Genomic DNA, 26931 nt, shown 5'->3' with positions numbered 1-26931 from the left:
TTAAAGGACGAGAGAATCCTAGTTAGGAGAAAGCAAATGGGAAAAATGATCGATGTGCAGCATTTAAGCAAAAGCTTTGGCACACGCAGCAATAAAGTAACGGTGTTGAATGATTTGAATTTTTCTGTTGGAAAAGGTGAATTTGTAGGGATCATGGGACCCAGCGGCGCAGGCAAGACGACGCTGATGAACATTCTTTCCACGATCTCTTTGCCGACGATGGGTTCTGTCAGAATCGCTGGCGCAGATATCACGCAGATGCGGGAAAGCCGATTAACGGACTTTCGTCGAGAGAATTTGGGGTTTATTTTCCAGGATTTTAATTTGATCGATAGTCTGACCGTGAAGGACAATATTATTTTGCCGTTGACGGTCAGTAAGCTTTCTTATGAAGAAATCGAGGAACGGGTGATACGGCTGACGAGAATCCTGAAGATCTCAGACATTCTGACACGGTACCCGGAAGAAATCTCGATTGGTCAGCAGCAACGGACGGCGGCAGCTCGGGCGTTGATCAGCCGGCCGCTGGTCTTGTTTGCGGATGAGCCGACGGGATCGCTAGACTCAAAGTCTGCTACAGAATTTTTGAATTATTTGGACGAGGTCAATATCCATGAAGATACGACGATCTTGATGGTGACACATGATCCCTACACAGCCAGCTATTGCAACCGCGTCTTGTTTATCAAAGATGGCCGTTTCTTTTCGGAGATCGTTCGCCGGTCTTCCCGTAAAGACTTTTTTGAGAAAGTGATCGATATGCAGGCTACGATCGGCGGAGGTGGGAAGGCCAATGCTGATTAGTCTCATTTGGCGCGGGTTTAAAAAACAACTGGGGAATTATTTGATTTTTTTCTTTAGTCTGATTTTCGCGGTAATGGTCTATTATTCTTTTACCGCCATGACATATGAACAGCCGCTGATTCGCAGTGCGGGAAAGAATACGCAGCTAGTAGCGATGCTGGGCTTCGGCAGCTTTGCTGTAGTCGTCATCTTATTGTTCTTTATGGCGAATACCAACCGCTTTTTTATTGAAAATCGTCGAAAGGACATTAGTATCTTTCATTTATATGGTCTCAATTATTATCAAATTTGTCTTTGGTTCATCTTAGAGATTTTCTTTATCGGGATCTTTTCTTTCGTTATCGGGATCGGGTTAGGGGTGCTTCTGTCTAAGCTCTTTAGTATGATTTTAGTCAAGGCGATGGATTTGCCCTTGCAGGTCCACTTCTTCTTTTCATCAGACGCGATCCTCACCACGGGGCTCGTCGTCTTGTTCATCTTAGGGGCGGTCTCGTTTCAGATATTGTGGCTTGTCTCGGGCTACAAATTTTCCCATTTGATGAAGATTCGCTTGCGGAAAATCCAAGCCATGAAGTTGAGGATGGGACAGAAAATTCTTGGTGCGATCGGGATTCTATTTTTACTAAGTGGTTGGGGAATGGCTGTGATGTATATCCGTTTTGCTCGCAGAATGAGCGGTCGTTTTGGCTTGATCGAAGGCAATTTATTGCTGATGGGGCTGATTTTTGTCCTGTGCGTGGTAGGCAGCTATTTGTTTTTTGCGTATTCGCTGCGTTGGTACAATTCCTATCGGCCGAAGCGATTGAACAAAAACTTGGGGATGCTGTCGAGAAGTGAATGGCAATTGCGCTTATTCAGCGAGTGGCGTTTCTTCGGCTCGATCACGGTGGCACTTGGGATGGCCCTGCTGATTCTAGGCGGGATGGCGGCGATGGTCTCGATACAGATGCGCTTAGTGAATGAGATCGCGCCGGCCTCGTTGACCGTCACACAGGAAAGCTATGCCTCCTTCGCGCCAGAGCTGCAAAAGGTGGCTCCTTATGAACACCAGACATTGAATTTTAAAGCTGTTCCGGCAAAGCAAAGTGTGGAGATCTCTGGTGAAGGCGTCAATTCGCAGCCGGAGGTTATGGACATGGTGTCTATTTCGGATTACCGTGCCTTCCAACGGACTAACCCGACGCTGAAGGATATCCAGTTGAAGACACCGAAGTCTACGGTCGTTTTGAGCTCGTATCAGCGCTATTTGAATGACTACACAAATTACAGCAAAATCATTTATTTGAAGGACAAAGAGCTGACGGTCCAGGGGACGTACCCCAACTTTTTCGGGGACACGAATTTGCGTTATGGGACCAGTTTAATTGTCGTTTCCGATAAAATATTTAATGCTACAGCGGGTCATGACTATTCTCTTGAGGTCATTGATGTCAGGAATGCCAAGGAAAATGAACTAAATCAATTGGTCCGAAAAAAATTGAAGGGCGATTGGGATTTTCCGATACATTATGACTTGAAATGGGAGAACAAGCAGATCGTGGGGGACATTTCTGCAGGCGAAGGCGGCAGAAAAGAGGACACAACGATTTACCGTTCCGAGTACACCTCGTATCAAGAAATTTACCGATCGACGCGCAGCAGTATGGGGTTGGTGCTGTTTGTAGTGACCTTTGTGACGGCGACCTTTATTATCACCACCGCCAGCATGGTGAGTCTGCGGCAGTTGTCGGAGTTTAAGCAAAAACGGAAAAAATACGGGTTGCTGCGTCAAATGGGCATACCGATGGAGACTATCTATCAAGAGATGAAGCGGGAAAATCGGGTCGTCTTTTTCATACCGGCTATTTTGGCATTGATCCATAGCATACTTGCCATCACTGTCCTTTCTCACATTGCACAGAATGCCGACTATTGGTTCGTGTATCTTTTTTGCGGATTGATGTTGATCGTGTATGCCTTGTTTTATTGGACCACCTGCGTTTACCAGAAAAAATTACTCTAAGAATAGAGAGAAAGAGATCAAAGGAAATCTTTTGGTCTCTTTTTTTTGTCCGCTTTTTCTCCGATTAATGGTTCAAAAGGCGCGGTTTGATCCGAAATGGCAGGCCATCGGTCAAAAAAAACTGGAAAGAAAAAAAGTTGATGGAGCGTCAAATAAGGAAGCTGTCAAGCATGTGACAAAACTGTTCGTTTGAAAGCGGTATATGTAAGCATAATCGGTGGCGGTTTTTTTAATCAGAACTATAATACTAATCAATGAAAGAAATTAAGAGAGGGCGATTGGATGAAGGAGTTTTTTAAGCGGCCCGCCACTCGTTACTGGTTAAGTTTTATTGGAAAGACGATTTTCTATTTTGCCGTCCTTTTGATATTGATCTACTTATACCATTATAAGAGCATCCAAGGCGGTAATTTTATCTACAACGAATTTTAATCAAAGTTCGTGCTTGAACCGAACGGGGGGATAATCATGGGAAACATCATTACAGCAATCGATCGCTGGGCAAATGAAACACCAGAGGCGATCGCTTATCAATCTGAAACAGAACAATTCAGTTACCGTACCTTAAAACAATGGTCGGATAACTTAGCACATTATTTAGCAAAGCAAACCGCAGCGAAAACACCCATCGTCGTATTCGGCGAATTGGAAGTGGAAATGATCGCCAGCTTTTTAGGGGCTGCCAAAAGCGGACATGCCTATATTCCGATCGAATCCAATACACCATTGGATCGGATTCAATTGATTTTAGAAGTGGCACAGCCAACGATGATCCTAAGTGTCTTGCCTTGGCCAGAAGAAGTCGCTACAACTGTTTCAGTCGTATCGCCAGCAGCGCTTGCTGAGATTTTTAAGACAGCACAAGAACCGCAGGCTTTGGAGCCAGTCACTGACGACGAAACGTTTTACATCATCTTTACCTCGGGAACGACGGGCGTACCAAAAGGTGTACAAATCAGCCACACGAATTTACTGAGCTTTGTTAACTGGGATCTGGAGGATTTTGGGATCGAAGCCGGCATGCGCTTCTTGTCACAGGCACCGTACTCCTTTGATCTATCTGTGATGAGCGTCTATCCAGCACTTTGCAGCGGCGGTACGTTGATCCCGATGGAAAAAGCAGTGATCAACGACTTTAAAAAATTATTCAGCTTCTTGCCAAATCTGGACCTGGAAGTTTGGGTATCGACCCCTTCATTCATGGATATTTGTTTAATGGAAAAAACCTTCGACGGCGAGCATGTGCCTTCCTTGAAGATCTTCCAATTCTGCGGAGAAGAGCTGCCTCGTAAGACCGCGGAAGAACTGCTGCGCCGTTTTCCAAAGGCGAAAGTCTTTAACACTTACGGACCAACAGAAGCCACAGTGGCTATGACGCAAATCGAAGTGACCCCAGAGGTCTTGGCGGAATATGACCGTGTACCGATCGGTTATATCAAAGAAGACACCGATGTGCTGATCTATGATGACGATCGCGAGGCCGCTCCAGGAGAAGCCGGTGAGATCATCATCAAAGGGCCAAGCGTTTCCAAAGGGTACATGAATAACCCAGAAAAAACGGCGGCTGCTTTCTTCGAGATCGACGGTGTGCCAGCGTACCACACTGGTGATGCCGGCCGATTGCAAGAAGATGGACTATTGCTTTATGAAGGTCGAATCGATTTTCAAGTGAAGCTTCATGGCTTCCGAATCGAATTGGAAGACATTGATCATCATTTAGAAAAAGTTTCCTATGTGAAACAAGCAACGGTGGTTCCGAAATACCAGGATCATAAGGTTCAACAATTGGTCGCATACGTTGTCGCCAACGACAATGATTTTGAAAAAGCGTATCAATTAACGAAAGCAGTCAAAGAAGAATTGGCTGAAGGCGTCATGGAATACATGATTCCGCAAAAATTCGTCTACGTGGAGCAATTGCCGCTGACAGCCAACGGCAAAATCGACCGCAAGAGACTGATCAATGAGGTGAATCGTTAATGTTCGTTCCTCACATGGTGCCATATGCGTCACCAATCTACTTTATCATTTTAATTGTCACACTTTTGCCGTTGATTTTAAGTTTGCTGTTTCGAGGCAAACGAATCAACTGGTATCAATCACTGATCACGCTGTTCTTCCTATACATCTCCTTTGGTGGAAAGGATTACCGTCAAGGGCTGGCGCTGATCGGCTACGTGATTTTCCAAAGCCTCTTGGTTTGGAGCTATCACAAGTATCGGCAAAACAAAAACCAGTCAGGTGTCTTTTATTTCTCAGTATTTTTAAGCATCCTGCCACTGATTCTTGTGAAAGTCACGCCTTTTATGGATGGACAAAATTCCATCGTTGGCTTCCTCGGTATTTCTTATCTGACGTTTAAATCGGTTCAGATGATCATGGAAATGCGGGATGGAATGATCAAGGAATACAGCCCGTTGAACTACATCAAGTTCTTGCTGTTCTTCCCAACGATCTCCTCTGGTCCCATCGACCGGTATCGCCGGTTTGAAAAGGATTTGAACGAGCCGCCTACACCAGAAAAATATGTCGATCTGTTAGGTGCAGGTGTTCATGATATTTTTGTCGGGTTTTTGTACAAATTCGTGATCGGGTATTATTTCGGTCAAGTTCTACTGCCTATCGTTGATCGAATCGCGATGCACCACGGCGGGATCTCATGGGGCTTGGTCGGTTACATGTATGTTTATAGTATGTATTTGTTCTTTGACTTTGCCGGTTATAGTTTGTTTGCGGTAGGTACCAGCAAGCTGATGGGGTACGAAACACCGCCGAACTTTAACAAGCCGTTTCTTTCATGGAACATCAAAGAATTCTGGAATCGTTGGCATATGACACTTTCCTTCTGGTTCCGTGATTACATTTATATGCGCTTGATGTTTACATTGATCAAAAAGAAAACCTTCAAGAGTCGGATCGTGGCATCAAATGTCGGCTACTTCGCTTTGTTCTTGATCATGGGCGTCTGGCATGGGCTGACGTGGTATTACATCTTATACGGGTTCTACCATGCCGCACTGATTTGCTTGACCGATGCGTGGCTGCGATTCAAGAAAAAACACAAAAAGCAGATACCATCGAACAAATTTACCCATGCGTTGGCCGTCTTCTTGACCTTCAACGCCGTCTGCCTAAGCTTTTTGATCTTCTCAGGCTTTTTGGATAAATTATGGTTCCATAACATATTTGCCAGTCCAGCTTTTAGCAGTTTCCTAAAATTCAAGCTGATGTAAAGATATAAAAAATATACAGAGCGTGAAGCGTTTAGCTGGATGGTAGGCGTACGAAAATAAAATCATTTTTCGCACTTGAAAAATGATTCCATAACAATGAGCTAGCTGCCAGTCCAGCTTTTAGCAGTTTCTTAAAGTTCAAGCTGATGTAAAGATATAAAAACCATACAGAGCGTGAAGCGTTTAGCTGGATGGTAGGCGCAGAGAAATTTTTGTGTAGCAATGATAAATAAAAAACCAAGTACTAATTAAAAAACGAAATGGAGCGATTGACATGGAAGACACATTATTTAGCATTTTAGAAGATATTACAGGGACAGAAGAAGTAAGAGACAATCCAGATGTAGATTTATTTGAAGAAGGATTGATGGATTCTTTAGCGACAGTCCAACTATTGGTTGAGATCGAAGGACAATTAGGTGTTCAAGTTCCTGTATCAGAGTTTGACCGCGCTCAATGGAACACACCGAACAAAATCATTGAACAAGTGAAAGCTTTGCAAGCTTAATGAAAAAGAAACTCTTCGGTATCTTTGGGCCGGTCCTTTTAGCGGCAGTCTTATTGGTTCTTCTGTTTTTTTCACCATTTAAAATTAACAGCAACGATCCGAAGTTGATCAAAGCTGCATCAAGTTCAATGGCTGGAAATGTTTTACGAGGAAACAGTATTACAAAGGAAGCTCTAAGTACGGATAACTATGTACCCTTTTTCGGCTCCTCTGAGTTGAGTCGGATCAGTCCGTTTCATCCCTCTGTTTTAGCGGAGAAATATGATCGCGGGTATACACCCTTCTTGATGGGGGCGCCAGGAACGCAGTCATTGACGCAATTCATGATGATGCAATCGCTGGGAAATGAATTGAAGGATCGCAAAGTCGTCTTCATCATTTCTCCTCAATGGTTTGTTAAAAACGGGATCAAGCGGGATTACTTTGATGCCTATTATTCTCCAGAACAAACGTTGAATTGGTTGTTGAATTTGAAAAAAGTCGACGAAAGTGACAAATACTTAGCACAACGTTTGACCCACTACGGAGTGGTAAGAAAAGATGAACGTTTAGATCGAATGCTTGATGCGGTGATGAAGGGCAAGCTGCCGAATAAAACGGATATCGCATTCAGCAAATTGAAATACAATATGCTTGAACGGGAAGATCAATTGTTCAGTACGATCGGAATGATCAGCAAACAAGATCAAATCGATAAAAACACGAAACGTTTGCCTAATGAATACAACGCTCATGAACTGAATACATTGGCGAACCAGCTAGGTAAGCAAGCAACACAAGGCAATGAATTTGGGATTCAACAACGGTTTTATAATCAACGGATCAAACCACATCAAAACCGTTTAGCTAATTCACAAAAAAATTGGGATTACCGCTACTCTCCAGAGTTCTCTGATTTCCAATTAGCGTTGGATCAGCTTGCGAAGAAACATGCGGATGCGCTCTTTATCATTCCGCCAGTCAATGGTCGTTGGGCGCGATACACGGGTCTTTCAGATCAGATGCTGCAAGAATTCTCTGCGAAGATCAAGTACCAATTGACCTCTCAAGGATTCACGAATATTGCGGATTATACGAACGATCAAAACACGCCTTACTTTATGCAAGACACGATCCATTTGGGTTGGAAGGGCTGGTTAGCGGCGGATAAAAAAATCAAACCATTTTTGAAAAACAATCAATCGCAGGCCAAAAACTACACCATCAATAACCCGTATTTCTTAAGCAACGAATGGCAAGAAATGAACCCGGGCGAAATTAAATAAAAGGAATCAAGCTATAAACAATAAATGTTGTTTATGGCTTTTTTTCAAATATTAAAAAAGAAGCGTGTTTTTTTATAGAGCTTTTAAGAGAGGGAAAGCAATTATAAGAGGATTTTTACGGCTTTTTTCAAAAGGGAAAATATGTTTTTTAATAAATTTTTAAAAAATGTAGTAATCTGATTTAACAAGGCTTTTATAGGGTTTGATTCGAAATGTATAGTTATTTATAACCTGAAAATTAACGTTTGGCCGATGAAAGTGGTACGATTATTTTATTTTTTGAATAATTTTGGGTTAGTAATTTTACGCAACAAGGGGTATGATTTTCTTAAATAGAAAGCGTTCACAACGAAGGAGAGAATGAAGATGCCCGTTAAAAAACCTGAAACACCCTTATTGCCTCGACAAATTTTTGGGATAAAGCGCCAATCATTAGAGAAAAAAATGACCGCGTTTTTTGCCGCTACAAAAGATACGTCTTCGGTCGTGGAGTATGCCGTTGCGATCATGGTCAGAAATGCCCTTTGTAATGGGGATTTTTCGTTCTTCTTAAGGGAACTTCTTTGTGAAATATTCCTTACTGCCGAACCGAGTGACGTGCTGCGTCATTTTTGTGTGTATTTCAAATCGTATTTTTCAGGTGGCGACTGGGGGCAGGTCATTGATCGCCTGTTCAAGAATAAAAAAGAGTACCATCGGATGACGCAGCAGGCGCAAGTATACAATCAACGACTGAAGACACCAGGAACGGGTGAGTGTAAAAATCCCGATCTACACCTCCGGCTCCTGACAGTCTTCGAGGACGCCAACGGGAAACGGCATTCTCTCACGATCAGGGACAGCGATGAAAGCCGCACTAAAACAGAGACAGACGGGCTATTGGAGATACTGACAACCTTGACGGTATTTGAAAACGAGGGCGTCCGCCGCTTTACCAAATTGTTAAAATCCAATCGTCCTGGAGCCAAAGAAACCTTTGGAGAGGAAGAGGAGTCAGCGGCAGTGTCAAAAGGGGACGAAGTGTCGGTGTCCGTACCTACTGCAAATGAAGCCCCTACACAAGAAATCGTTAGAGCAGAAGCTGCGGAAGAAGCAGAGAAGGAGACGCTTAAAATCATGGTGCCCCACGGGTTTGATCCAAGATCCTTGAGCGATGAGGAAGCGGTACTGTTAGTCAAAGCACATTTGCCAGAAAACAAAACGCTGGCAGATATCCAAGTACTGTTCGTAGAGGGGCCGGCAGAAGCAGCCAATGAGGCATCTGTCAAAGAAACGCCGGTTATGGTTTCTGAGGGATCGGCGCCTGCGACGAACGAAGACGTTTCTCCCGCTGTCACAGTCGCTGATCCGCCACCGAAAAAGAAACGAAACAGACCGCTCTCAGCAAAAGAAGCCTATATCCAAGGACTGATCAATGATAGGAAAGCAAAAAAAGCGATGGCAAAGAAACAGTAAAAAACCTGAGATAAGACACTTCTCAGGTCGCGCTGCTCATTGGTATTTTTGATAATAAAAGATCGCTAACTGCGTGCGGTCCCGCACGTCAAGTTTTTCCAGCAGTTGGCTGATATTGTTGCGGACGGTCCCTTCGCTTAAAAATAATTCTTTCGCGATCTCTTTGTTGTTTTTTCCATTTGCGACAGCGATCAGGATGCTTTTCTCTCGTTCAGACAGCTCTACGCTCGGATGTTTGCGGGGCAATTGATCAGTCAGGATCGACGCTAGCTTTCCTGCGATCTCTGTGCCAAAAACGGATTGGCCGTTAGTGACTGCCTTGATCGCCGGGACGATGCTGGCCAAGTCTTGTTTGATGAGGTAGCCTTTTACGCCGATCTGCAATGCTTCGCGGATGTATTCGTCATCGGAAAAAGTCGTTAGCAACAAAATAGCAGCGTCTGGAACGTGCTTGAATATTTCCTTTGCGGCTTCGATCCCGGTACTTTCTCCCATGCGAATATCTGTTAACAAAACATCGGGGCGTTCTTGCAGGTAGAGGGTGACTGCTTCTGAGGCGGCATTTCCTGTACCGACGACTTGGATCTCATCGGAAATTTCTAAAATAGTTTTCAATGATTCCGTTACTAACGGGTCATCATCGACTACGACGACACGAATCATACATTTCCTCCTATTCATGGATCAAGACCAGTCTCCCCATCAGCGGGGATGGCGGATCGTATCAGAATCTTTCTTTGGTAAAACAACATGGATCAAAAAATGGGTGGGATTTTGCGAGAGATGCAGTTGACCATTGATGTGTTCCACTCGCTGCCGCATGCTTTTTAATCCGATCCCGCTGCCCTTTTTTTTGCGTATCGTTCCATTGTCTGCGACCTGCAATTGGTAAAAAGCAGGCAATTCAGTTAGCGAAAGCGTGACTTTAGTGGCATTGCTGTGCTTCATCACATTCGCCAGCGCTTCTTTGAGCACCATCAGCAAGGTTCGCTCCTGTTCAGACGTCAAACTATCGGGGATCGTTCCATCAAAAGCGACGTCACAAAACTGAAAATCTGCCAACAATAAGTCCAGCCCTTTTTCAAATGACAGGGAGGTCTCGTGAAGATCATGAACGCTCTCGCGAATATTGTCCATGCCTGTATGGACGGTCGTTTTCAGTTGATGAAGCGGCTTTTTTAGGCTGTCGCTTTGATTGATGGCCTCGATAGCACCAAGCTGAATGATCGCACTGGATAACAGATGTCCGACATTGTCATGGATATCCCGTGCGATCCGATTTCGTTCCTCTGAGATCTCCAGATCAATGAAGGTCTCCTGCGAGTGGATCAATTCTTGATTCTTTTGCTTTAACAGTTCTTGCTTTTCCCAACTGTCATCCTTTAATTGCAGCAAATCCTCTGTTACCTCGCGCTGCTTTTTTTCTCGCCAGGCGAGTAAAAGGGCAAATCCAATCAAACACACCACCAACAGCCGCTCAGGCAACGAGTAGGTCTCCTGAAGGAGCGGCACCCCCAGCAGGATCACTCCCCAATATAGCTGAAACTCTTCCCGAAAAGCGAGCCGGACACTTGCAGGTAAAAAGACCACTAACGGCGGCCAGACAAAACTCGACAGCAGCAAGGGAAGGGTCCCCAGCACCTGATTCCATGGTTTTTCAAGCAATAAAGCCGGTCCAGCAGGTAAGATACTTGCCAGCAGGAACACCACCATGTAGGGTTCAAAGCCTCTCTGCATCAGCAGCAAGATACCAATCACTTCCAAAAAGAAAAAATCGATCCAATGATTTGTCTGTTTTCTCATAAGTACTCCTAAATGACTAATAAATTCGCTGCATGTCGTTCAATGGGCCACAAAATGACATTTGTCATTTTGTAATTGGCGGAAACTCACTACTGCGATCTTCTTGATTTCATTATAGTAAATGTAAGAAGAAAAGGAAAAGGAGTTTTTCAAATGTTGATCGAGATCGAGAACTTAGTAAAGCGCTACGGGGATTTCACTGCGCTGAATCATTTAAATTTATCGGTAAAAAAAGGTGAGATTTTAGGCTTGTTGGGTCCAAACGGCAGCGGAAAATCTACGACGATCAATTGTGTGTTGTCGTTGCTGACCTATGATCGGGGATCGATCAAAATTTTCGGGGAAGAAATGGGTCCAGAAAAATACGGTATCAAACAAAAGATCGGGATCGTACCGCAAGAAATCGCTCTGTTTGAAGAATTAAATGTGACAGATAACATCAATTACTTTTGTGGATTGTATATTCAAGAAAAGGAAAAGCGGGCGCAATACGTGGAGGAAGTGATCCAGCTCGTAGGTTTGGGAGAGTTCCGCAAATTCTATCCGAAGCAGCTTAGCGGAGGGTTGAAGCGGCGGCTGAATATTGCTTGCGGGATCGTCCATAAGCCAGAACTGATTTTTTTAGACGAGCCTACGGTAGCGGTCGATCCGCAAAGCCGCAACAAGATCCTAGACAGTATCAAGGAATTGAATCGGCAAGGGGCAACGATCGTTTACACGACACATTATATGGAGGAAGTCGAGATTCTGTGTGACCATATCGTGATCATCGACCAAGGGCAAGTGATCGCTGAAGGCAGTAAAGAACAATTGAAGAACATGGTCAGAGAAAACGAGAAGCTGATCATTGAAGTACCCGGCTTGACGCGAGCGCAGGTCGAGCAAGTAGGGGCATTTCCTACGATTTTGGAAGTTGCCTACGACGAGAGCTATCTGAAGGTGACGACGAAGGATCTGAAAAAAGCGCTGCTGCCGATTTTGAATTACTTTGAAGCGGAAAAGATCATGTATGCCAATATCCATACCCAAGAAGCGACGCTGAACGATGTCTTCTTGGAGATCACTGGGAAAGAATTAAGGGATTAGGGGTGAGACGATGTTTATACGATTATTCTATTATCGCTTGCGGGTCCTGCTGAGAAACCGCAGCTTGCTTTTTTGGACATTGGTCTTTCCTATCGTTTTAGGGCTGCTGTTCAACTTGGCCTTCGGCAATCTGGATCAGATGTCCTCCATAAAAACGTCCACTGTGGGGATCGTGGCAAAAGATGAAGTGAAAACGACTCAATTTAAGGCTGTCTTGAAGGAAATCAAAAATGACGATGAAGTGATCTTCAAGGGCAAGGAGCTTTCAAAAAAGGAAGCGCAGAAGCAATTATCTGACGACGAGCTTTCAGGATACTTTGAAGTCGACGCGGACCGCATCGAATTGTTTGTCAGCAAAAGCGGCACCCAGCAAACGATTTTAAAGGAATTGCTGAGTCAATATTTGCAAAACACCAACAAAGTTGAAACCCTAATGGCTTCCGGCACTCTTCAGCCGCAGCGTCTCAATCAGGCGTTAGAGCAAAAGAATTATATAGAAGACGGCAATGATACGGGGAATTTTAACTTGAAATCTTTTTATTTCTTTACGCTGGTGGGAATGACGATCATGTACGGCTTCATGTGGGGATTGCGTAATGCGAATGATCAGCAGGCGAATCAATCACCCGAGGGAATGCGTTTGTGTCTGATCCCGCGGAACAAATTGCTGGTGTCCTTTGCAAATATGCTGGCAAGTTTTGTCTTGTTCTTTGTTCAAACAGTCCTGATCCTGCTGTTTTATCGTTTTGTGTATCAAGTCGCCTTTGGGGATCAATGGAACTATATTTTGTTCGTCTGTGCGCTGGGGACCTTTACATCGATCGCCTTTGGGACGCTGATCGGAAATGCGTTATCGAAAGTCGATTTTCAGCAGAAGGTTTCCATCGGCATCTCCATCTCGATGATCATGAGCTTTTTAGCAGGGATGATGGGCTCACAGTCGATCAAGTATTGGATCGATGTTCACGCGCCCTTTTTGAGCCGGATCAATATTGTGAACTTGATCAGTGAAAGCCTGTATCAGTTGTTTTATTACCAATCGCTGCGTCCGTTTTACCACAACATGATCTGGCTGGCAGGATTTGGTTTATTGTTTGTCTTACTCAATTACTCATTCGAAAGGAAGGTGCAATATGACCACTTATAGAGCGATTCTGCAAATTCTAAATAAGAACAAGGGCTCGCTTCTTCTTGGGATCATCATCATGGCAGTGATCACCTTCTTTTACGCAGGGCAGCTGTCACAAGAGGCAGAGGAATTGAGCGGGGCGAAGATCGCGATTCTTTCAAAGGACGATTCCGCGATTGAAAAAGGCTTTGTTGAGTACCTTGGAAAGCAGCACACGATCGTCAAGCTGAAGGACACCTCTCAGAAAAGTCTGGATGACGCGCTTTACTTTAACGAAGTCGAATATATCCTGGAGATTCCTAAAGATTTCTCTGAAAAACTAGCGGAAGGAAAGCCTGTGAAGGTGGCGAGCAAGACCCGTCCGGCGACTTTTTCCCAATCACTGGTGGATACGACGATCAATAATTATTTAAACACGTATTCTACCTATAAAAAACAGTTGCCGAACCTTAGTCAAGACGAGCTGTTAAAGAAAACAAAAGCGACCTTGAGTGAGACCGGCAGCGTTCATTTTGATTCAAGCTACAACAAAAGGAAGACGCAGCGTGTCAAAGGTCAGATTTATAATCTGCTGTCTTACGGGATGTTCATGTCGATCTTTAGCGGGTATGCGGTTGTAAATCTTGCCTTTAATCGTGAAACGATCAGTCGTCGCAATAGCTGTTCACCACTGTCACGACGAAAACTGGCGCGAAAAATATCCCTTGGGAATTTGCTCTATTCGCTGTTTTGCTTGGTGATCTTTTTAGCCTTCGTCCAGCTTGTTATCAGAAGCGGCTTTGATCAGGCGATCGGGTACTTCATTCTTAATACCGTGGCGTTCTTCATAGCGATCGTAAGCTTTTCGATCATGGTTACCAGCATCATGCAAAATGAAGATGCGATCGCCGGGATCAATAATATTTTCATTATGGGGAGCTGTTTTGTCGGCGGGGTCTTCGTGCCGAGCGAATTTCTGCCAAGCGCAGTGAATAAGGTCGCTGCCTTCACGCCCACGTACTGGTTTGCCCAGAACAATGAATTGATCGGAAAAACCATTCATTTTGACCGCGTCTTTTTGGATAACTTTTATTTTCAATCTGGTGTCCTGCTGGCTTTTGCAGCCGTTTTCTGGGTGATCCATCTGATCACAATGCGGGAAAAAGGAACGTGGTCCTTAAAAAAAGTTCGCGCATAATCAAAAGAAGCCTATCCTGAGGTGGCGGCCTCAAAAAGTCAAAGGAATCCACGGACTTTTTGGAGCTGCTCCTGCAAAGGAAGGGCTTCTTTTTTTATACGTCAAAGTATTTCTGTTGTTCGTTGCCAAAAAAGACCGGCAACAGCTCGTTCAAGGTTCCAGCCAAGGAATGCTTGTTCAAGGTTTCTTTATCGACCCAAAAGAGCGCTTCTGGCAAGGGCTGCTTTTCGACGCTGGCGGTATAAAGAAAAGCCAGTTCTCGTGTGCCTTTCCGTTGATTGTTCCATTCCGCTGTTCCTTGCAGAACGGGCTGGATAGACAAGCCGGTTTCCTCTTTTATTTCCCGTAAGGCTGCGTGATAACTGCCTTCGTTTGTTTCTACGTGCCCACCGGGAAAGGTCCAGCCGGGCCAATCTTTTTTCTTACGGTCTTGTACTAAGATTTCTCCTAACTCATTTTCGATCATTACCATCATCGTCAGTTCGATCGCTAATTCGCGTGCCATTTGATCACCTCCCAGTGATTATACAACATACTTCGCAGATTTTTTTGACAATGGTATACTGAATTTATGCAAAACGACTGCTCGTCCTATTTTTTGTATGAAGATCAAAGCTATTTTTCAGCGTATTCGAGCGGTGCAACAACTAGTATGTAAAGGAAACAGGAGGAGTTATAGTGGAGAAAAAGGAAGAACAATTATTGATCGATCTGACTTCAGCGCGAGGGATCGCGGGAAATGAAGAAGAAGTCAGAGATGTGTTCAAAAACTACGCCAAGGAATTTTCAGATGATATTTTCTTTGACGGTCTGGGCAGTGTCATCGCAAAACATGGCGCAGGCGGCGGACCAAAAGTCTTTATTTCTGGTCACTTAGACGAAGTCGGCTTCATGGTCACTAAAATTACGGAAAAGGGCTTTTTAGAATTTCAAACGATCGGCGGCTGGTGGAATCAGGTGATGCTGGCGCAGCAAGTAGAAATCAAGACCCGCAAAGGCGACATTGTCCATGGCGTCATCGGATCGAAGCCTCCCCATGTTTTGACGCCGGAAGCACGGAAAAAACCGTTTGAGATCAAAGATATGTTTATTGATATTGGTGCAAGCAGTGAGGAAGAAGCAAAAGAATGGGGCATTCGCCCGGGAGACATGGTGACGCCGTACATTCAATACCAACGCATGAATAAGTCAAAATTCTTGCTGGCAAAAGCATGGGACAACCGCATTGGTACAGCCGTTGCGCTGCGGGTATTGGAAAATCTTTCGAAGCGCGAACACCATAATGTTTTATTTGCCGGCAGCGACGTGCAGGAAGAAGTCGGCTTGCGGGGCGCACGTACGAGCTCCCACATCGTCAATCCCGATATCGCTTTTGCCTTGGATACAGGGACCGCAGGAGACACACCGGGGATGACACCGAAGGAAGCAGATTCTGTTCTTGGAAAAGGACCGCAGATATTGATCTATGACGCGTCTATGGTTCCTCATAAAAAACTATTGAATTTCGTGACCGATGTTGCGGAGGAGTTAGAGATTCCCTTCCAATACACGGTGATCGCTGGCGGCGGGACGGATGCGGGACAGATGCATTTGACACGCGATGGGGTGCCGTCACTGGCCATCACAGTGCCTGTTCGTTACTTACATTCACATACCTCGATCATCCACGAAGACGATTACTTCAATACAGTGAAATTAGTAACTGAAGTCGTTGCTCGTTTGGATTACGAGACCGTTGGAGAAATCAAGAATTATTAAGAGCCTCTGTACCTACAGATCGTTGTTGTTTTATGTCCATTTGTTCATAGAGGGACCTGTTTTGATCGGGTCCTTCGTAGTCGGTCGCTGTTTCAAATAAGGAGTCGAATATGAATAAGAAAATAGATACAAAACGTACCGAATTGGAGCATCTAAAAGCAGAATTGAAAACCTTCAAGAAGCTCAATTATGCGAATGTTCCAGTGGCTTTAGAAGCAAAAAGAGTGGAACGGAAAATCCAGCAGCTGACGAAAGAAATAGCGGAGCTGCAATAACTAAAAAATAAAATGACACTTCAGACAGCGAAGCGGCGGGTTTTCCATTGGAGAAAATGCCATCGCCGTCTGGGAAAAAGAAAAGGAAGTGGGTTCATGAGTCTTAGCAATTATCGCCAACTAGCCAAAGATCGATTAAGTGGGCAGTGGGGAATCAACGTTGGATTGGTCGTGATCGTGGGGATCTTGACCGGAGCGATCAGCAGTGTTACATCAAATTTCAATAACGAGGGCATTCAATTCACCCTTTCATTTTTATTGAGCATCTTTGTCCTTTTTGCATTTAGCTATGCCTTGTATTACATCAGCTTATATGTTGTGCGAGGCGGCAGAGCGGAATTGGGCCAAATCTTTGTCGTATTTCAAAAAGGCTATTATGTTCCGTTGTTATTGATCAATATTATTGCGCAAGTGGTTCAATATGCCTTGGCAGCCGTGTTCTTTGTTCCCTTATTATTACAAGCAGGAGGCAGTGTCTACCTGTCCTTGATTTCTTCAGGCGGCGTAACGAGTGCAGAAAATGTTACGGCCTTGATGAGCATCGGCGTTATCGGATTGTATGTCATCTTGACGTTGGTTTTCTTATTAGTCAGTACGATCATCAGCATTATTTTCAAATTTGCTGTGTGGGTGAAATTTGATTACCCGGATTTAAGTGTCGGTGCCTGTATCAAGTTGGCGTGGTCTCTGTTGAAGGACCGTTGGGGCAAATACATTCTTTTGCAATTATCCTTTATCGGCTGGTACATTCTTGGACTTGTCGCTTTGGTCGTCGGCCTGCTCTTTGTTGCTGTCTATGTCAATACAGCAAGCGCAGCGTTTTATGACCAAGCCTTGAAAGAAAAAATCGAACAGGGGGAATTCGCATGAAAGTGACCGTACTCGGTTGTTTAGGTGCGTATCCATATGAAGGCCAAGGAACCACCAGCTATTTGCTGGAATCAGAAGGCTTCCATTTATTATTAGATGCCGGCAGCTCGACTTTAGTGGAGTTGGAAAAGGAGCTTGATCCTTTGGCATTAGATGCGGTGATTTTGACCCATTACCACCACGATCATATTGCGGATCTGGGAGTATTGCAATATTATTGGCAGCTTTACCCGACCCAAACGCCTAAACCTATTTTGCCGATTTATGGGCATACGGAGGATGACGTTCATTTCAATGAGTTGACGATGGAAGGCGTGACAGAAGGACGCCCGTATTTCGAAGCAGAAGAATTGAAAATCGGCCCGTTTCTTGTTACGTTTATGAAGACGATTCATCCGGTCCCTTGCTATGCGATGCGGTTTGTGGAGGAAAAGACAGGTGCTGTCTTCGTCTTCACCGGAGACTCTGGCTATCTAGAATCCTTCAATGAATTTGCCAAAGACGCGGACCTGTTTTTAGCGGATACGTATTTATTTGATGGCAACGAACACCATAAAGCCCACTTTACGGCGGGAGAAGCCGGAACGTTCGCCAAACATGCCGCAGTCAAAAAATTGGTGTTGACTCATTTGCCGCAGCACGGCGATCTGGAAGAATTACGCCAACAGGCGGCGGCTGTCAGCGGAGGCATTCCCGTTGAATTAGCAGCGCCTCATAAAGTCTTTGAGTTTTAGACAAAAAATTTTATTCCTTAATCGGAGTTAGGAGTTGGAAATATGCTTTATGTACCAAATGACAACGAACGTGACCCACGAGTAAATCTTGCCATCGAGACGTATTTATTGCAAAACATGCCCTTAGACGAACCAATCCTGCTTTTCTACATCAATGAGCCTTCGATCATCATCGGTCGGAATCAAAACACGATCGAAGAGATCAACAAGGACTATGTCGATGAAAAAGGGATTCATGTCGTTCGACGATTGAGCGGCGGCGGTGCGGTGTATCATGACCATGGGAATTTGAATTTCAGCTTCATCATGCCTGATGACGGCAACTCCTTTAGGGATTTCAAAAAATTAACGGAGCCTATCGTGGAAGCCCTCCACAAGCTAGGCATCGAAGGGGCTCAATTGAAAGGCCGCAACGACTTGGTGATCGAGGACAAAAAATTCTCCGGCAATGCGATGTACTCAACCAATGGTCGGATGTTCGCCCACGGCACGCTGATGTTTGACAGCGACATCGATGAAGTCGTGAACGCGTTGAAAGTCAAAAAAGACAAGATCGAATCAAAAGGGATCAAGTCGATCCGTTCCCGCGTGACGAACATCAAAGAATTCTTGCCGGCTGACAAACAAGACATGACCACCGAAGAATTCCGCCAAGCGATCCTCTTGCAGATCTTTGGTGTGGACAGTGTCGATCAAGTCAAGACCCATGAGTTGACTGACGAAGACTGGAAAGCCATCAATCAGATTTCTGAAGACTACTACAAAAATTGGGATTGGAACTACGGCCGTTCGCCTGAATTTAATCTGGAACGCCAAAAACGTTTCCCGATCGGTTCTATCGAGGTTCGCCTAGACGTTGCCAATGGCGCGATCGAAAAGGCGAAAATTTTCGGTGATTTCTTTGGATTAGGCGAGATCAAGGATGTCGAAGAGCAATTGGTGGGCACCCGTTATGATAAAAAGACCTTAGAAGACCAGATTGACCAGATCGACCTGACGCATTATTTTGGCAACATCACAAAAGAAGACTTTTTATCGTTGATCTATTAAGACAAAACGCCCTTTCGATCTCAGAAGGGGCTTTTTTTTAGTAGCGGACTTCAAGAAAACAGACTGTAAAAATCGTTTTCTTTTGTTAAGATAGGAAGTAAGAATACAGTCAACAAAGGAGCTTCTATGAAAAAGCGCGAATTCATCGTTCAGGACCTATTGAGCAAAATCTATCAGGAAGAATTTAAGGAGGGGAAGCTGCCGAATCAAAGAAAGCTGGCGGACATCTACGGAGTCTCTCGCTTTACGATCCAGCAGGCAGTGAAAAACCTCGAGGAGATCGGGATCGTCCGCGTCGTTCAAGGCTCGGGGATCTTCGTCCATGAAAAATGGGTGAAAAATCCGCTGATCTTCAATTCGCTGACTCGAACCCCTTATGATCGGATCGGCTCAAAGATGATCGATTTGAAAAAGGGGCCTGCTACGTTAGATGAGCAGAAGATCTTTCAACTTCCAGACGGAGAGGAGATCTGGACCTTCGAACGGATTCGGATCGTCAATTACAAGATCGAACAGCTAGAGATCTCGAAGCTGCCGGTGGCGATGTTTCCTGATTTATCCAAAGAGGTCGTCGAGCACTCGATCCAGAATTACGTGGAGCAGAAGGGCTTCCGAATTTCCCATTACATCACCAGCTATGACCCCATCACTACGTCAAAGGAACAATCAAAGCTGCTCCTGTGCAAGCGCGGGACCCCCGCGATGCAAATCACCAATCGAGCGATCTTAGAAGATGGTCAGGTCTTTGAATACAGCAGCATCGTGGCGATCGATTATTCAGTGACCTATATCCGACCGTTTGACCGCGAGATCCATCGGTCAAGGATCGATTAACGCCGCCGCTTTCATTTGCCAAAAAACGCCCCGCGCTTCAGCATCCAACTGAGTGCGGGGCGTTTCGCTAGTTTTTCTTAAGGTGTAACGATCGTTCCGTCAGGTGTACGGCTTTGCGTCCATTCGTGAGGACGGTAGACCACGGGATACTCCGCGGCTAATTCTTCATTGAAGGTAACGCCGATGCCGCTTTCTTCGATCGGATAAAAGAAGCCTTTTTCAGGAGTCGGAATATTGCCAAAGAGCTTCTTCGTATTTTCAGGAACGTCGATGTTCTCTTGGATGGCGGCATTGTGTAAATGAATATTCAAGTGCGTATTCACCGCTAATCCAACAGGGGTGATGTCTGATGGTGTATGCCAAGCAATACGGATACCCATCGCGTCGCAATAATGGGCCAGCTTCAGCGCCGGTGTGATCCCGCCGATCTGTGACACATGCGCCCGCATGTAGTCGATTTGACGGTTGCGTACCAATTCTTTCCACTCCATCGGATTGTTGAACAATTCGCCTGTAGCGATAGGTGTCACCGATTGACTGCGCAATTGCGCCAACCATTCATTTTGGTTTGGCGGCAGGATATCCTCTAAAAAGAAGAGGTTGTACTTTTCTGCTGCTTTCGCAAATTGGATCGCCTGATTCGGGTGCAGACGCTCATGGACATCGTGGAGCATCTGGAATTGGGTGCCGTAGTTTTCTTGGATGTCGGCAAACATTTTTAGCGTCGTATGCATGTAATCCTCTTGATCAAAATAGGAGCCCTCGATCGGATTTTCTGGGGTTTCCAGGTTGCTTGGATTGCCGCCGTAGAAGCCTAGCTGGCAACGAATGTAGCGATAGCCTTCTGCCAAAAAGGTATCGATCTCGCTGTGTAGATCTTCTAAGTTATCCGCGACTGCGTGGGTATAGGCAGGAATCGCCGTCCGTGCCTTGCCGCCCAATAATTGATACAACGGCATATCGGCCAATTTCCCTTTGATATCCCACAGCGCCATGTCAACACCTGAGATCGCGTTGTTTGTGATAGGCCCATTGCGCCAGTAAGAATTGACATTCATGACTTGCCAAAGGTCTTCGATATGGTTCGCATCTCTGCCGATAAGCAGCGGCTTCAAATATTCCTCTACGACTGTTTGAACGGCTAAAGGACGGAATTGGAACGTGCCGCAGCCGACACCGGAGACCCCCTTGTTGGTCTCTACTTTTACAATTAATAAATTATGGCGATCCGGTTTGATCGCGTAGCTTTTTATATCCGTGATGATCGTTGGTGTCATTTTCTTCACTCCAATGTACATAAATATGAATCATTTGCACACTTATTGAAACACGCCAATGATAGGGCTGTCAATTTGGTCTGAAAAAAGGGAAGTATACGGCGTAAAAACAGTCCAATTTTTAAATATATTTTTATAAAACGTTGATAAATAGCTGTTTGTTTTTAATTTTTAACAAAAAGGACTGGTTTTACAAGTTTAGTCAGCCATGCTACTATGTGTGTGAAAACGGAAACACATGAAATCATGTTTCGAAGAATAAGGAGGAAAAATAGTGAAGCACGAAGAGATAGCAAAACAAATCATTCAACATGTTGGCGGTGCAGGAAACATCAACAATGCATGGCATTGTATGACTCGGCTGCGGTTCAATTTAAAAGATGAGAAGCAGGTGGATTATGCCGCACTGGAAAAGATACCAAAAGTCGTCGGCACAAAATACCAGAGCGATCAGCTGCAAGTCGTTATTGGAACAGATGTTGCAGAGTATTTTGCACCGATCGCCAAAGAATTAGGGTTAGACGAGAACAGTCAGCAAGACAGCGGTGAGAAAAAAGGCGCCGTGTCTCTATTTATGGATACTGTCTCTGGAGTTTTTGGTCCGATCGTTCCCGCGATTGCCGGAGCCGGCATGATCAAGGGGCTGATGGCAGGGCTGGTCGCATTGAATGTGATCTCCAATCAAACAGACACCTATTTGATCATTGACATGATCGCTAGCGGCGTATTTACTTTCTTGCCATTCTTTGTTGCTGCTTCTGCTGCTAGGATTTTTAAAACCAATCAATACTTGGCGGTCGCCATCGCCGCAACGCTGCAATTTCCGACGATGACCAACGCGGTCGCGGAAGGATCGATCTCAGCCTTCAAGCTGTTCGGTGTGATCCCTGTACCGGTCTTCAACTATGCAGGTACAGTTATTCCCATCATCTTTGCCGTCTTGGCCTTAAGCTATATCTATCGTTGGGTAGACAAGGTCTTGCCGCAAGTGTTACGAACCGTATTTACACCGACGATCTCATTGTTTGCCGCAGGTTTGGTTACATTGACGATCATTGGCCCACTGAGTATTCATTTAGGAAACCTATTGGCTGCGGGTGTTGCGTGGTTGTTCTCGATCTCGCCTGTCTTAGCGGGTGTCGTGGTGGGAGCGATTCGTCCAATCGCCATCTTCACGGGACTGCACCATGCAATGACACCGATTGCGTTGCAAAACTTTGCCAACCAAGGGTATGACATGCTGATGCCGATGATGTTTATGGCGAACATGGCGATCACTGGGGCAACAGCAGCGATCTATACGAAAGTAAAATCAAAAGAAGAAAAATCTCTAGTCTTGTCTTCGGCTGTCTCTGGTTTGCTGGGGATCACAGAACCGGCATTGTTCGGGATCTTATCTAAATACAAAAAAGCATTTATCGCTGCGACGATCGGTAGTTCTGTCGCTTCAGCGTTTATCAGTTTCTTCGGCGTTCGTATCTACGGCTACATTTTATCTAGTATTTTCAGTCTGCCAGCGTATATCGGGCAGTACTTCATCTTCGCGGTTTTAGGCATTTTGATCGCACTGATCTCTTCATTCGTGATCACGTATATGCTCGTTCCCGCAGAAGAGGGCGAAGAAGAAGAATTCACGAACGAAGTGAATCTGCATGCAGTAGCGAAAGGCAGCTATGTACCATTAGAAGATGTTCCAGATGAAGTATTTTCAAGCAAAATGATGGGGGACGGCTTTGCGATCAAATCCGTAGATGGCGTTGTTTACGCACCAGTCAGCGGAACCGTGACAACGGTCTTTCCTTCAAAACATGCGATCGGCATCAAAACGGCGAATGGCGTAGAAGTCCTTGTCCACATGGGGATCGATACGGTCACCTTGGATGGAAAAGGTTTCGACGTCGCTGTAAAAGCTGGAGACAAAGTAACCGCCGATACCAAGATCGCCAAAATGGATCTGGACTATATCCACAGCCAAGGAAAAGAGACCATGATCATCGTCGTGATCACGAACATGGATCGTGTGTTGAAATTCTCAGGTGAGAAAAATCTAGAAGGACAGCATCAAGCGGGGGCCATTTTGGAACGCGCCTTACTGAATGGATAGGAGATAAGAAGTACATGAAACGAATGGAAATCTTAAAGCGTTTAGAAAAAGCCGGAGTGATCGCTGTCGTTCGAGGCAAAGATCACATCGAGGCGGTTCAGGCAAGTGAGGCGATCCTTGCGGGGGGAATCAAAGGGATCGAAGTGACGTTTACGGTTCCGAATGCGCAAGCAGTGATCCAAGAGCTAGCCGAAACCTATCGTGACCGAGAAGAAGAGGCGGTCATTGGTGCTGGAACAGTCCTAGATGCTATGACCGCGCGCTTAGCGATCATGGCGGGTGCGGAGTTCATCGTCAGCCCGAGTTTTGATCAGGAAACTGCGGAGATATGCAATTTGTACCAGATTCCTTATTTACCGGGCTGCATGACGATCACTGAAATTCAGCAGGCGTTGAAAAGCGGAGCAGATATCATCAAACTCTTCCCTGGCAGTGTCAGCGGTCCGAGCATGGTTTCAGCAGTCAAAGCGCCGTTGCCCCATGTGAATCTAATGCCGACAGGCGGGGTAAATCTAGAAAACATGGCGACGTGGTTCGAAGCCGGTGTCGTAGCTGTCGGCGTCGGCGGGAATCTATTGGCACCAGCCGCGAAAGGTGATTTTGAACAGGTCACGGAAATCGCACAGCACTATGCGGCAAAGCTGGCGGAGATTCGAGGCAAAGCAAATGGCTAAGATCGTCTGCCTAGGAGAGATCATGATGCGTCTATCTGCTGAGGTAGGGACGCGCCTTAATAAAGCCCATCAATTTGACGTATTTTACGGAGGCGGCGAAGCAAATGTTGCCGTCTCTTTAGCCAATTACGGTCATCAGGTCCAGTTTGCCAGCAAGATCCCGGACAATAGCTTCGGGGAGGCGGTCACTCAGCACTTGAGAAGCTATGGTGTGGGAACAGAGTACCTTTTGAAGGGCAACGGCAGATTAGGAAGCTATTATGTCGAGCAAGGCGTCAGTCAGCGTGGCACTAAGGTCATCTATGATCGGAGCGCCTCTGCTTTTGCCCAAATGGCTGCAGTAGAATGGGCGGGCCCTGAATTGTTTGACGGAGCAGACATTTTCCACATCTCCGGTATCACACCGGCATTGTCAGAAAGCTGGCAGCAGTTGACCCTCGAATTGGTCCAACAGGCCAAAAAAGCTGGCTGTAACATCAGTTTTGACAGCAATTACCGTAAAAATCTATGGACACAAAAGGAAGCAGGGGCGTTCCTAAGAAAGATACTGCCCTTCGTTGACTATTGCTCCGCAGGCAAACTGGATGCGATCCACTTACTGGGCATTCCAGAGACGGATGCGGGTATCACCTACTATTATCAAAAAATGCAGGAGATGTATCCTGCCATCAAAGCCTTTTATTCTACGCACCGCCAGGTTCAATCCAGCAGTGTAAATGAACTGCAAGGGACCTTGTTTGCTGGAGGAACCTGTTATACCTCTAAGCAGCACATGATTGATCCGATCGTTGATCGAATCGGTGGAGGCGATGCCTTTACCGGCGGCATCCTACACGGGCTGTTGAAAGAGCGTTCGCCAGAAGAAATCATTGAATTTGCGACTGCCGCTTCAGTATTGAAGCATTCAGTAAAGGGCGACTGCAATCAATTCAGTGAAAAGGATGTTTTAACGTTCGTAGAAAGCGAAAGCGCAAAAATAGAACGATAAAAGACTCAGAAATGCCTTCGATTCAATGAAGGCGTTTCTGAGTCTTTTTAATTATAAGGCTAAAATGATTTTGAAGTATTGACGCTTTTCATTGCTCTGCCAATGCCACTCACCGTTGGAGCGCAGAACGGCTTGCTCCAGTTCATGATGAGAATCATTCGTAGAGGCTGTCTCTACGGATTCGTCAAACGAATGACGCGTAAAGGCGCTGGTGTTACTTTCGATGATCAATTGCGTGTGCTCTTGCCGAATGACGATGTCGATCGTGCCAAAGCTCGTTTCCTTCAGGAATTTCTCGAACAATTGGATAAATAGGAACAAGTCGTCGTCCTCCAGCAGAGCGGCTTCTCGATCCACTGTCAATTGGCAAGAAAAGAATTTCGCCTGTCGCTGAAATTCTCCATGGTAATAGTCCCGCATCTGCTGAAGCAAAGAACTCAATCTTACAGGCTGGTCGCTGCTTTCATCCTCTTTTTCAGCCAATAGCTTAAAGGTCGCCAATAGATTTTTCTGCTTCTCTGTTGCCTTTAGCTGCTGCTGCAGGGATTCTTGTTGCAAAAGACGCTGCTGTTTGATGAAGGCGAGGTCTTCCTCGACTTGATACCCGGCGATCAGCAGCATCAATCCGCTGAACAAGATCAACGGCCAATCCGTCGTTAAATTCGCGGCTCCTGCAAAGAGCTGAATATAAAAGAAACAATGGATGAAGGCCGCCATAATGATCCCCGGCGAACAAATCGTATAGAAGCGATTATGATCGGCAGATTCTGCCAAGGCGATCGCCGACGTATACAAGGTCATAAAGACGTTGAAGCCGCTAAAAATCTGTACGGCGATCGGCAAAGATAGCTTACCCATCGCGAGACAACATAGACCAAACACCAATAAAAAGACCTGTGACCCTACACCGTAGAGATAATAGTGATGGTACTTTTTCGTTCTCAGCAAGTAGTAGTTCGTTAAAAAGACCGGAATAAGGATCGACGTCAGATTGTAAAGAATCGAGGACACCCTTGGTCCTAATAATGTACTCGCGGGAACATTCAACACGAGGGATTGCATCCCCACCAGCAAAGTAAAGCCGATCAGCAGCAGGGAGCCGATGCTGGCTTTTTTTGATTCTTTCGGCTTTGAAAGGAATAAGGCCACCAATAAGGCAATCAACAGCGAGCAGACGATCAGCAGTAGAAACTGCGGCAGAGAACGAAGAATGAAGAAACGATTGACCTTCGCGGCTTCTCCAATGAATACTTGTGCGGGAATGCCGGCGTAATATTCATAAGGTGTTTTCGTGACGATTCGTAATTTCTGCTGGTAATAATCATGAGGCAGACGGATCGTCGTCTGCAAGAGCCCCGGCTCTGTCTGGGCATCCGTGGCGCTGTATTTGTAAATCAGCGTTTCCCCTACGAAAACAGAGAGCCACTGATGGTTTGTGCGGACGACTAACTGCGGGTCCTTCAGCTTTGTCTCTAAATGCTGCTGCATAACGAGGGGATTGTTCGGGTGTACATTTTTTAAGCGCTGTTCCGTCTTGCCGAAGATGTAGTGATCCGAATGGTCCTTGACGATAAAGGTCCATCGTTCATTCAATGTGGTAACATTTGTTTTTTTAATTTCACTTGTAATTTTAAAAGTAGTAAGTGAAAACGTCGTTAAAATAACCAATATTATTAAAAGTAAATTTGTTTTTTTAGGGGATCGAAAGTCTCGATCCTTCCCAGCCCGGAAGATAATGGTAGAACACCCTTTCATTGAAAAAAGAAAATATTTAGCGTGTTTAGCTACAATAATAGTAACATATTGGCGGAATTAGTCAAAAAATAGTCAGAATTTTCTTCAATAGTCCTATAAAAAATAGCTTTTTTTGATGAATGTGCTATGATGATACTAAGGTATTTTCTT

Annotated in this window: 25 protein-coding genes; 20 read left to right on the top strand and 5 right to left on the bottom strand. The window is 45.2% G+C overall.

The window, feature by feature from the left end; genetic code table 11:
• Positions 1-36: 36 nt before the first annotated feature.
• From IGI66_RS10840 to IGI66_RS10805, 8 genes are all read left to right on the top strand, one after another.
• Entirely contained in the window at positions 37-804 is a 768-nt protein-coding gene (locus tag IGI66_RS10840; protein ID WP_010779886.1) for an ABC transporter ATP-binding protein, read from the top strand.
• Positions 794-2806 (top strand): FtsX-like permease family protein, encoded by a 2013-nt coding sequence (locus IGI66_RS10835; protein WP_438848936.1) that lies wholly within the window; start codon positions 794-796, stop codon positions 2804-2806. The genes IGI66_RS10840 and IGI66_RS10835 overlap by 11 nt, the downstream gene beginning before the upstream one ends.
• Before the next feature lie 282 nt (positions 2807-3088).
• A complete protein-coding gene (locus IGI66_RS10830) occupies positions 3089-3238 on the top strand; it encodes a teichoic acid D-Ala incorporation-associated protein DltX (protein ID WP_010779888.1) in 150 nt (49 codons plus the stop codon).
• A 36-nt stretch (positions 3239-3274) separates the two neighbouring features.
• Positions 3275-4786 (top strand): D-alanine--poly(phosphoribitol) ligase subunit DltA, encoded by a 1512-nt coding sequence (gene dltA, locus IGI66_RS10825; RefSeq protein WP_438848934.1) that lies wholly within the window; start codon positions 3275-3277, stop codon positions 4784-4786.
• A complete protein-coding gene (gene dltB, locus IGI66_RS10820; protein WP_114524844.1) occupies positions 4786-6039 on the top strand; it encodes a D-alanyl-lipoteichoic acid biosynthesis protein DltB in 1254 nt (417 codons plus the stop codon). The genes dltA and dltB overlap by 1 nt, the downstream gene beginning before the upstream one ends.
• Positions 6040-6313: 274 nt before the next feature.
• Positions 6314-6547 carry a D-alanine--poly(phosphoribitol) ligase subunit DltC gene (gene dltC / locus IGI66_RS10815; protein ID WP_010779891.1) on the top strand — a complete coding sequence of 78 codons (234 nt, stop codon included), beginning with the start codon at positions 6314-6316 and terminating at the stop codon, positions 6545-6547.
• Positions 6547-7812, top strand: coding sequence for a D-alanyl-lipoteichoic acid biosynthesis protein DltD (gene dltD, locus IGI66_RS10810; protein WP_438848932.1), 1266 nt, complete (start codon positions 6547-6549; stop codon positions 7810-7812). Before dltC ends, dltD begins: the two co-directional genes overlap by 1 nt.
• Before the next feature lie 366 nt (positions 7813-8178).
• A complete protein-coding gene (locus IGI66_RS10805) occupies positions 8179-9267 on the top strand; it encodes a hypothetical protein (RefSeq protein WP_438848930.1) in 1089 nt (362 codons plus the stop codon).
• Positions 9268-9303: 36 nt separating this feature from the next.
• Here IGI66_RS10805 and IGI66_RS10800 read toward each other — a convergent pair whose 3' ends face one another.
• Together IGI66_RS10800 and IGI66_RS10795 are read right to left on the bottom strand one after the other, a co-directional pair.
• Positions 9304-9930 (bottom strand): response regulator transcription factor, encoded by a 627-nt coding sequence (locus IGI66_RS10800; RefSeq protein ID WP_010779894.1) that lies wholly within the window; start codon positions 9928-9930, stop codon positions 9304-9306.
• 39 nt (positions 9931-9969) lie between these two features.
• Positions 9970-11070, bottom strand: coding sequence for a sensor histidine kinase (locus IGI66_RS10795; RefSeq protein ID WP_438848928.1), 1101 nt, complete (start codon positions 11068-11070; stop codon positions 9970-9972).
• 153 nt (positions 11071-11223) lie between these two features.
• Between IGI66_RS10795 and IGI66_RS10790 the strand changes: the two genes are divergently transcribed.
• From IGI66_RS10790 to IGI66_RS10780, 3 genes are read left to right on the top strand one after another with little or no spacing between them, the layout of a single operon-like run.
• Complete coding sequence (locus IGI66_RS10790; RefSeq protein WP_010779896.1) at positions 11224-12156, top strand: ABC transporter ATP-binding protein; 933 nt, start codon at positions 11224-11226, stop codon at positions 12154-12156.
• Between the two features lie 10 nt (positions 12157-12166).
• A complete protein-coding gene (locus IGI66_RS10785) occupies positions 12167-13303 on the top strand; it encodes an ABC transporter permease (protein ID WP_438848926.1) in 1137 nt (378 codons plus the stop codon).
• The gene (locus IGI66_RS10780; protein ID WP_316405850.1) at positions 13290-14462 is read left to right on the top strand and encodes an ABC transporter permease; all 1173 of its coding nucleotides are present in this window, start codon (positions 13290-13292) and stop codon (positions 14460-14462) included. The genes IGI66_RS10785 and IGI66_RS10780 overlap by 14 nt, the downstream gene beginning before the upstream one ends.
• A 94-nt stretch (positions 14463-14556) precedes the next feature.
• Here IGI66_RS10780 and IGI66_RS10775 read toward each other — a convergent pair whose 3' ends face one another.
• The gene (locus IGI66_RS10775) at positions 14557-14967 is read right to left on the bottom strand and encodes an NUDIX domain-containing protein (RefSeq protein ID WP_438848924.1); all 411 of its coding nucleotides are present in this window, start codon (positions 14965-14967) and stop codon (positions 14557-14559) included.
• A 173-nt stretch (positions 14968-15140) separates the two neighbouring features.
• On the opposite strand from IGI66_RS10775, the gene IGI66_RS10770 reads away from it, so the two are divergent.
• The 6 genes from IGI66_RS10770 to IGI66_RS10745 all read left to right on the top strand — a co-directional run bounded on the left by IGI66_RS10770 (position 15141) and on the right by IGI66_RS10745 (position 19983).
• A complete protein-coding gene (locus tag IGI66_RS10770; protein WP_010779900.1) occupies positions 15141-16220 on the top strand; it encodes a M42 family metallopeptidase in 1080 nt (359 codons plus the stop codon).
• Between the two features lie 110 nt (positions 16221-16330).
• Complete coding sequence (locus IGI66_RS10765) at positions 16331-16495, top strand: hypothetical protein (protein WP_010779901.1); 165 nt, start codon at positions 16331-16333, stop codon at positions 16493-16495.
• 96 nt (positions 16496-16591) lie between these two features.
• Positions 16592-17365 carry a DUF975 family protein gene (locus tag IGI66_RS10760; RefSeq protein WP_010779902.1) on the top strand — a complete coding sequence of 258 codons (774 nt, stop codon included), beginning with the start codon at positions 16592-16594 and terminating at the stop codon, positions 17363-17365.
• A complete protein-coding gene (locus IGI66_RS10755; protein ID WP_367378325.1) occupies positions 17362-18099 on the top strand; it encodes an MBL fold metallo-hydrolase in 738 nt (245 codons plus the stop codon). The genes IGI66_RS10760 and IGI66_RS10755 overlap by 4 nt, the downstream gene beginning before the upstream one ends.
• 42 nt (positions 18100-18141) lie before the next feature.
• A complete protein-coding gene (locus IGI66_RS10750) occupies positions 18142-19149 on the top strand; it encodes a lipoate--protein ligase (protein ID WP_438848921.1) in 1008 nt (335 codons plus the stop codon).
• A 126-nt stretch (positions 19150-19275) separates the two neighbouring features.
• Positions 19276-19983 (top strand): GntR family transcriptional regulator, encoded by a 708-nt coding sequence (locus IGI66_RS10745; RefSeq protein WP_086303405.1) that lies wholly within the window; start codon positions 19276-19278, stop codon positions 19981-19983.
• A 77-nt stretch (positions 19984-20060) separates the two neighbouring features.
• On the opposite strand, the gene IGI66_RS10740 is transcribed toward IGI66_RS10745, so the two are convergent.
• Positions 20061-21260: an enolase C-terminal domain-like protein gene (locus tag IGI66_RS10740; RefSeq protein WP_114524835.1), complete on the bottom strand. Its 1200-nt coding sequence runs from the start codon at positions 21258-21260 to the stop codon at positions 20061-20063.
• Positions 21261-21534: 274 nt separating this feature from the next.
• Between IGI66_RS10740 and IGI66_RS10735 the strand changes: the two genes are divergently transcribed.
• Genes IGI66_RS10735 through IGI66_RS10725 form a run of 3 tightly spaced genes read left to right on the top strand, consistent with a single transcriptional unit; the run spans position 21535 to position 25026 of the window.
• Complete coding sequence (locus tag IGI66_RS10735) at positions 21535-23364, top strand: glucose PTS transporter subunit IIA (RefSeq protein WP_314578486.1); 1830 nt, start codon at positions 21535-21537, stop codon at positions 23362-23364.
• Between the two features lie 14 nt (positions 23365-23378).
• Positions 23379-24038, top strand: coding sequence for a bifunctional 4-hydroxy-2-oxoglutarate aldolase/2-dehydro-3-deoxy-phosphogluconate aldolase (locus IGI66_RS10730; RefSeq protein ID WP_438848918.1), 660 nt, complete (start codon positions 23379-23381; stop codon positions 24036-24038).
• Entirely contained in the window at positions 24031-25026 is a 996-nt protein-coding gene (locus tag IGI66_RS10725; protein WP_438848916.1) for a sugar kinase, read from the top strand. The genes IGI66_RS10730 and IGI66_RS10725 overlap by 8 nt, the downstream gene beginning before the upstream one ends.
• 51 nt (positions 25027-25077) lie before the next feature.
• On the opposite strand, the gene IGI66_RS10720 is transcribed toward IGI66_RS10725, so the two are convergent.
• Positions 25078-26619 carry a DMT family transporter gene (locus tag IGI66_RS10720; protein WP_316405845.1) on the bottom strand — a complete coding sequence of 514 codons (1542 nt, stop codon included), beginning with the start codon at positions 26617-26619 and terminating at the stop codon, positions 25078-25080.
• Between the last annotated feature and the right edge of the window lie 312 nt (positions 26620-26931).

The sequence above is a fragment of the Enterococcus sp. AZ048 genome, from assembly GCF_051715125.1.
Classification (GTDB): Bacteria; Bacillota; Bacilli; order Lactobacillales; family Enterococcaceae; genus Enterococcus_A; species Enterococcus_A gilvus.
This window is presented reverse-complemented; position numbering and strand designations above follow the sequence as displayed.

What these genes read in the sequence shown, in the direction of transcription:
- dltC (WP_010779891.1), top strand. Translation starts at nt 6,314, where the DNA reads ATGGAAGACACATTATTTAGCATTTTAGAAGATATTACAGGGACAGAA.
- IGI66_RS10805 (WP_438848930.1), top strand. Translation starts at nt 8,179, where the DNA reads ATGCCCGTTAAAAAACCTGAAACACCCTTATTGCCTCGACAAATTTTT.
- IGI66_RS10725 (WP_438848916.1), top strand. Translation starts at nt 24,031, where the DNA reads ATGGCTAAGATCGTCTGCCTAGGAGAGATCATGATGCGTCTATCTGCT.
- IGI66_RS10835 (WP_438848936.1), top strand. Translation starts at nt 794, where the DNA reads ATGCTGATTAGTCTCATTTGGCGCGGGTTTAAAAAACAACTGGGGAAT.
- dltD (WP_438848932.1), top strand. Translation starts at nt 6,547, where the DNA reads ATGAAAAAGAAACTCTTCGGTATCTTTGGGCCGGTCCTTTTAGCGGCA.
- dltB (WP_114524844.1), top strand. Translation starts at nt 4,786, where the DNA reads ATGTTCGTTCCTCACATGGTGCCATATGCGTCACCAATCTACTTTATC.
- IGI66_RS10730 (WP_438848918.1), top strand. Translation starts at nt 23,379, where the DNA reads ATGAAACGAATGGAAATCTTAAAGCGTTTAGAAAAAGCCGGAGTGATC.
- dltA (WP_438848934.1), top strand. Translation starts at nt 3,275, where the DNA reads ATGGGAAACATCATTACAGCAATCGATCGCTGGGCAAATGAAACACCA.
- IGI66_RS10775 (WP_438848924.1), bottom strand. Translation starts at nt 14,967, where the DNA reads ATGGCACGCGAATTAGCGATCGAACTGACGATGATGGTAATGATCGAA.
- IGI66_RS10795 (WP_438848928.1), bottom strand. Translation starts at nt 11,070, where the DNA reads ATGAGAAAACAGACAAATCATTGGATCGATTTTTTCTTTTTGGAAGTG.
- IGI66_RS10800 (WP_010779894.1), bottom strand. Translation starts at nt 9,930, where the DNA reads ATGATTCGTGTCGTCGTAGTCGATGATGACCCGTTAGTAACGGAATCA.
- IGI66_RS10840 (WP_010779886.1), top strand. Translation starts at nt 37, where the DNA reads ATGGGAAAAATGATCGATGTGCAGCATTTAAGCAAAAGCTTTGGCACA.
- IGI66_RS10760 (WP_010779902.1), top strand. Translation starts at nt 16,592, where the DNA reads ATGAGTCTTAGCAATTATCGCCAACTAGCCAAAGATCGATTAAGTGGG.
- IGI66_RS10755 (WP_367378325.1), top strand. Translation starts at nt 17,362, where the DNA reads ATGAAAGTGACCGTACTCGGTTGTTTAGGTGCGTATCCATATGAAGGC.
- IGI66_RS10765 (WP_010779901.1), top strand. Translation starts at nt 16,331, where the DNA reads ATGAATAAGAAAATAGATACAAAACGTACCGAATTGGAGCATCTAAAA.
- IGI66_RS10780 (WP_316405850.1), top strand. Translation starts at nt 13,290, where the DNA reads ATGACCACTTATAGAGCGATTCTGCAAATTCTAAATAAGAACAAGGGC.
- IGI66_RS10830 (WP_010779888.1), top strand. Translation starts at nt 3,089, where the DNA reads ATGAAGGAGTTTTTTAAGCGGCCCGCCACTCGTTACTGGTTAAGTTTT.
- IGI66_RS10745 (WP_086303405.1), top strand. Translation starts at nt 19,276, where the DNA reads ATGAAAAAGCGCGAATTCATCGTTCAGGACCTATTGAGCAAAATCTAT.
- IGI66_RS10740 (WP_114524835.1), bottom strand. Translation starts at nt 21,260, where the DNA reads ATGACACCAACGATCATCACGGATATAAAAAGCTACGCGATCAAACCG.
- IGI66_RS10790 (WP_010779896.1), top strand. Translation starts at nt 11,224, where the DNA reads ATGTTGATCGAGATCGAGAACTTAGTAAAGCGCTACGGGGATTTCACT.
- IGI66_RS10750 (WP_438848921.1), top strand. Translation starts at nt 18,142, where the DNA reads ATGCTTTATGTACCAAATGACAACGAACGTGACCCACGAGTAAATCTT.
- IGI66_RS10785 (WP_438848926.1), top strand. Translation starts at nt 12,167, where the DNA reads ATGTTTATACGATTATTCTATTATCGCTTGCGGGTCCTGCTGAGAAAC.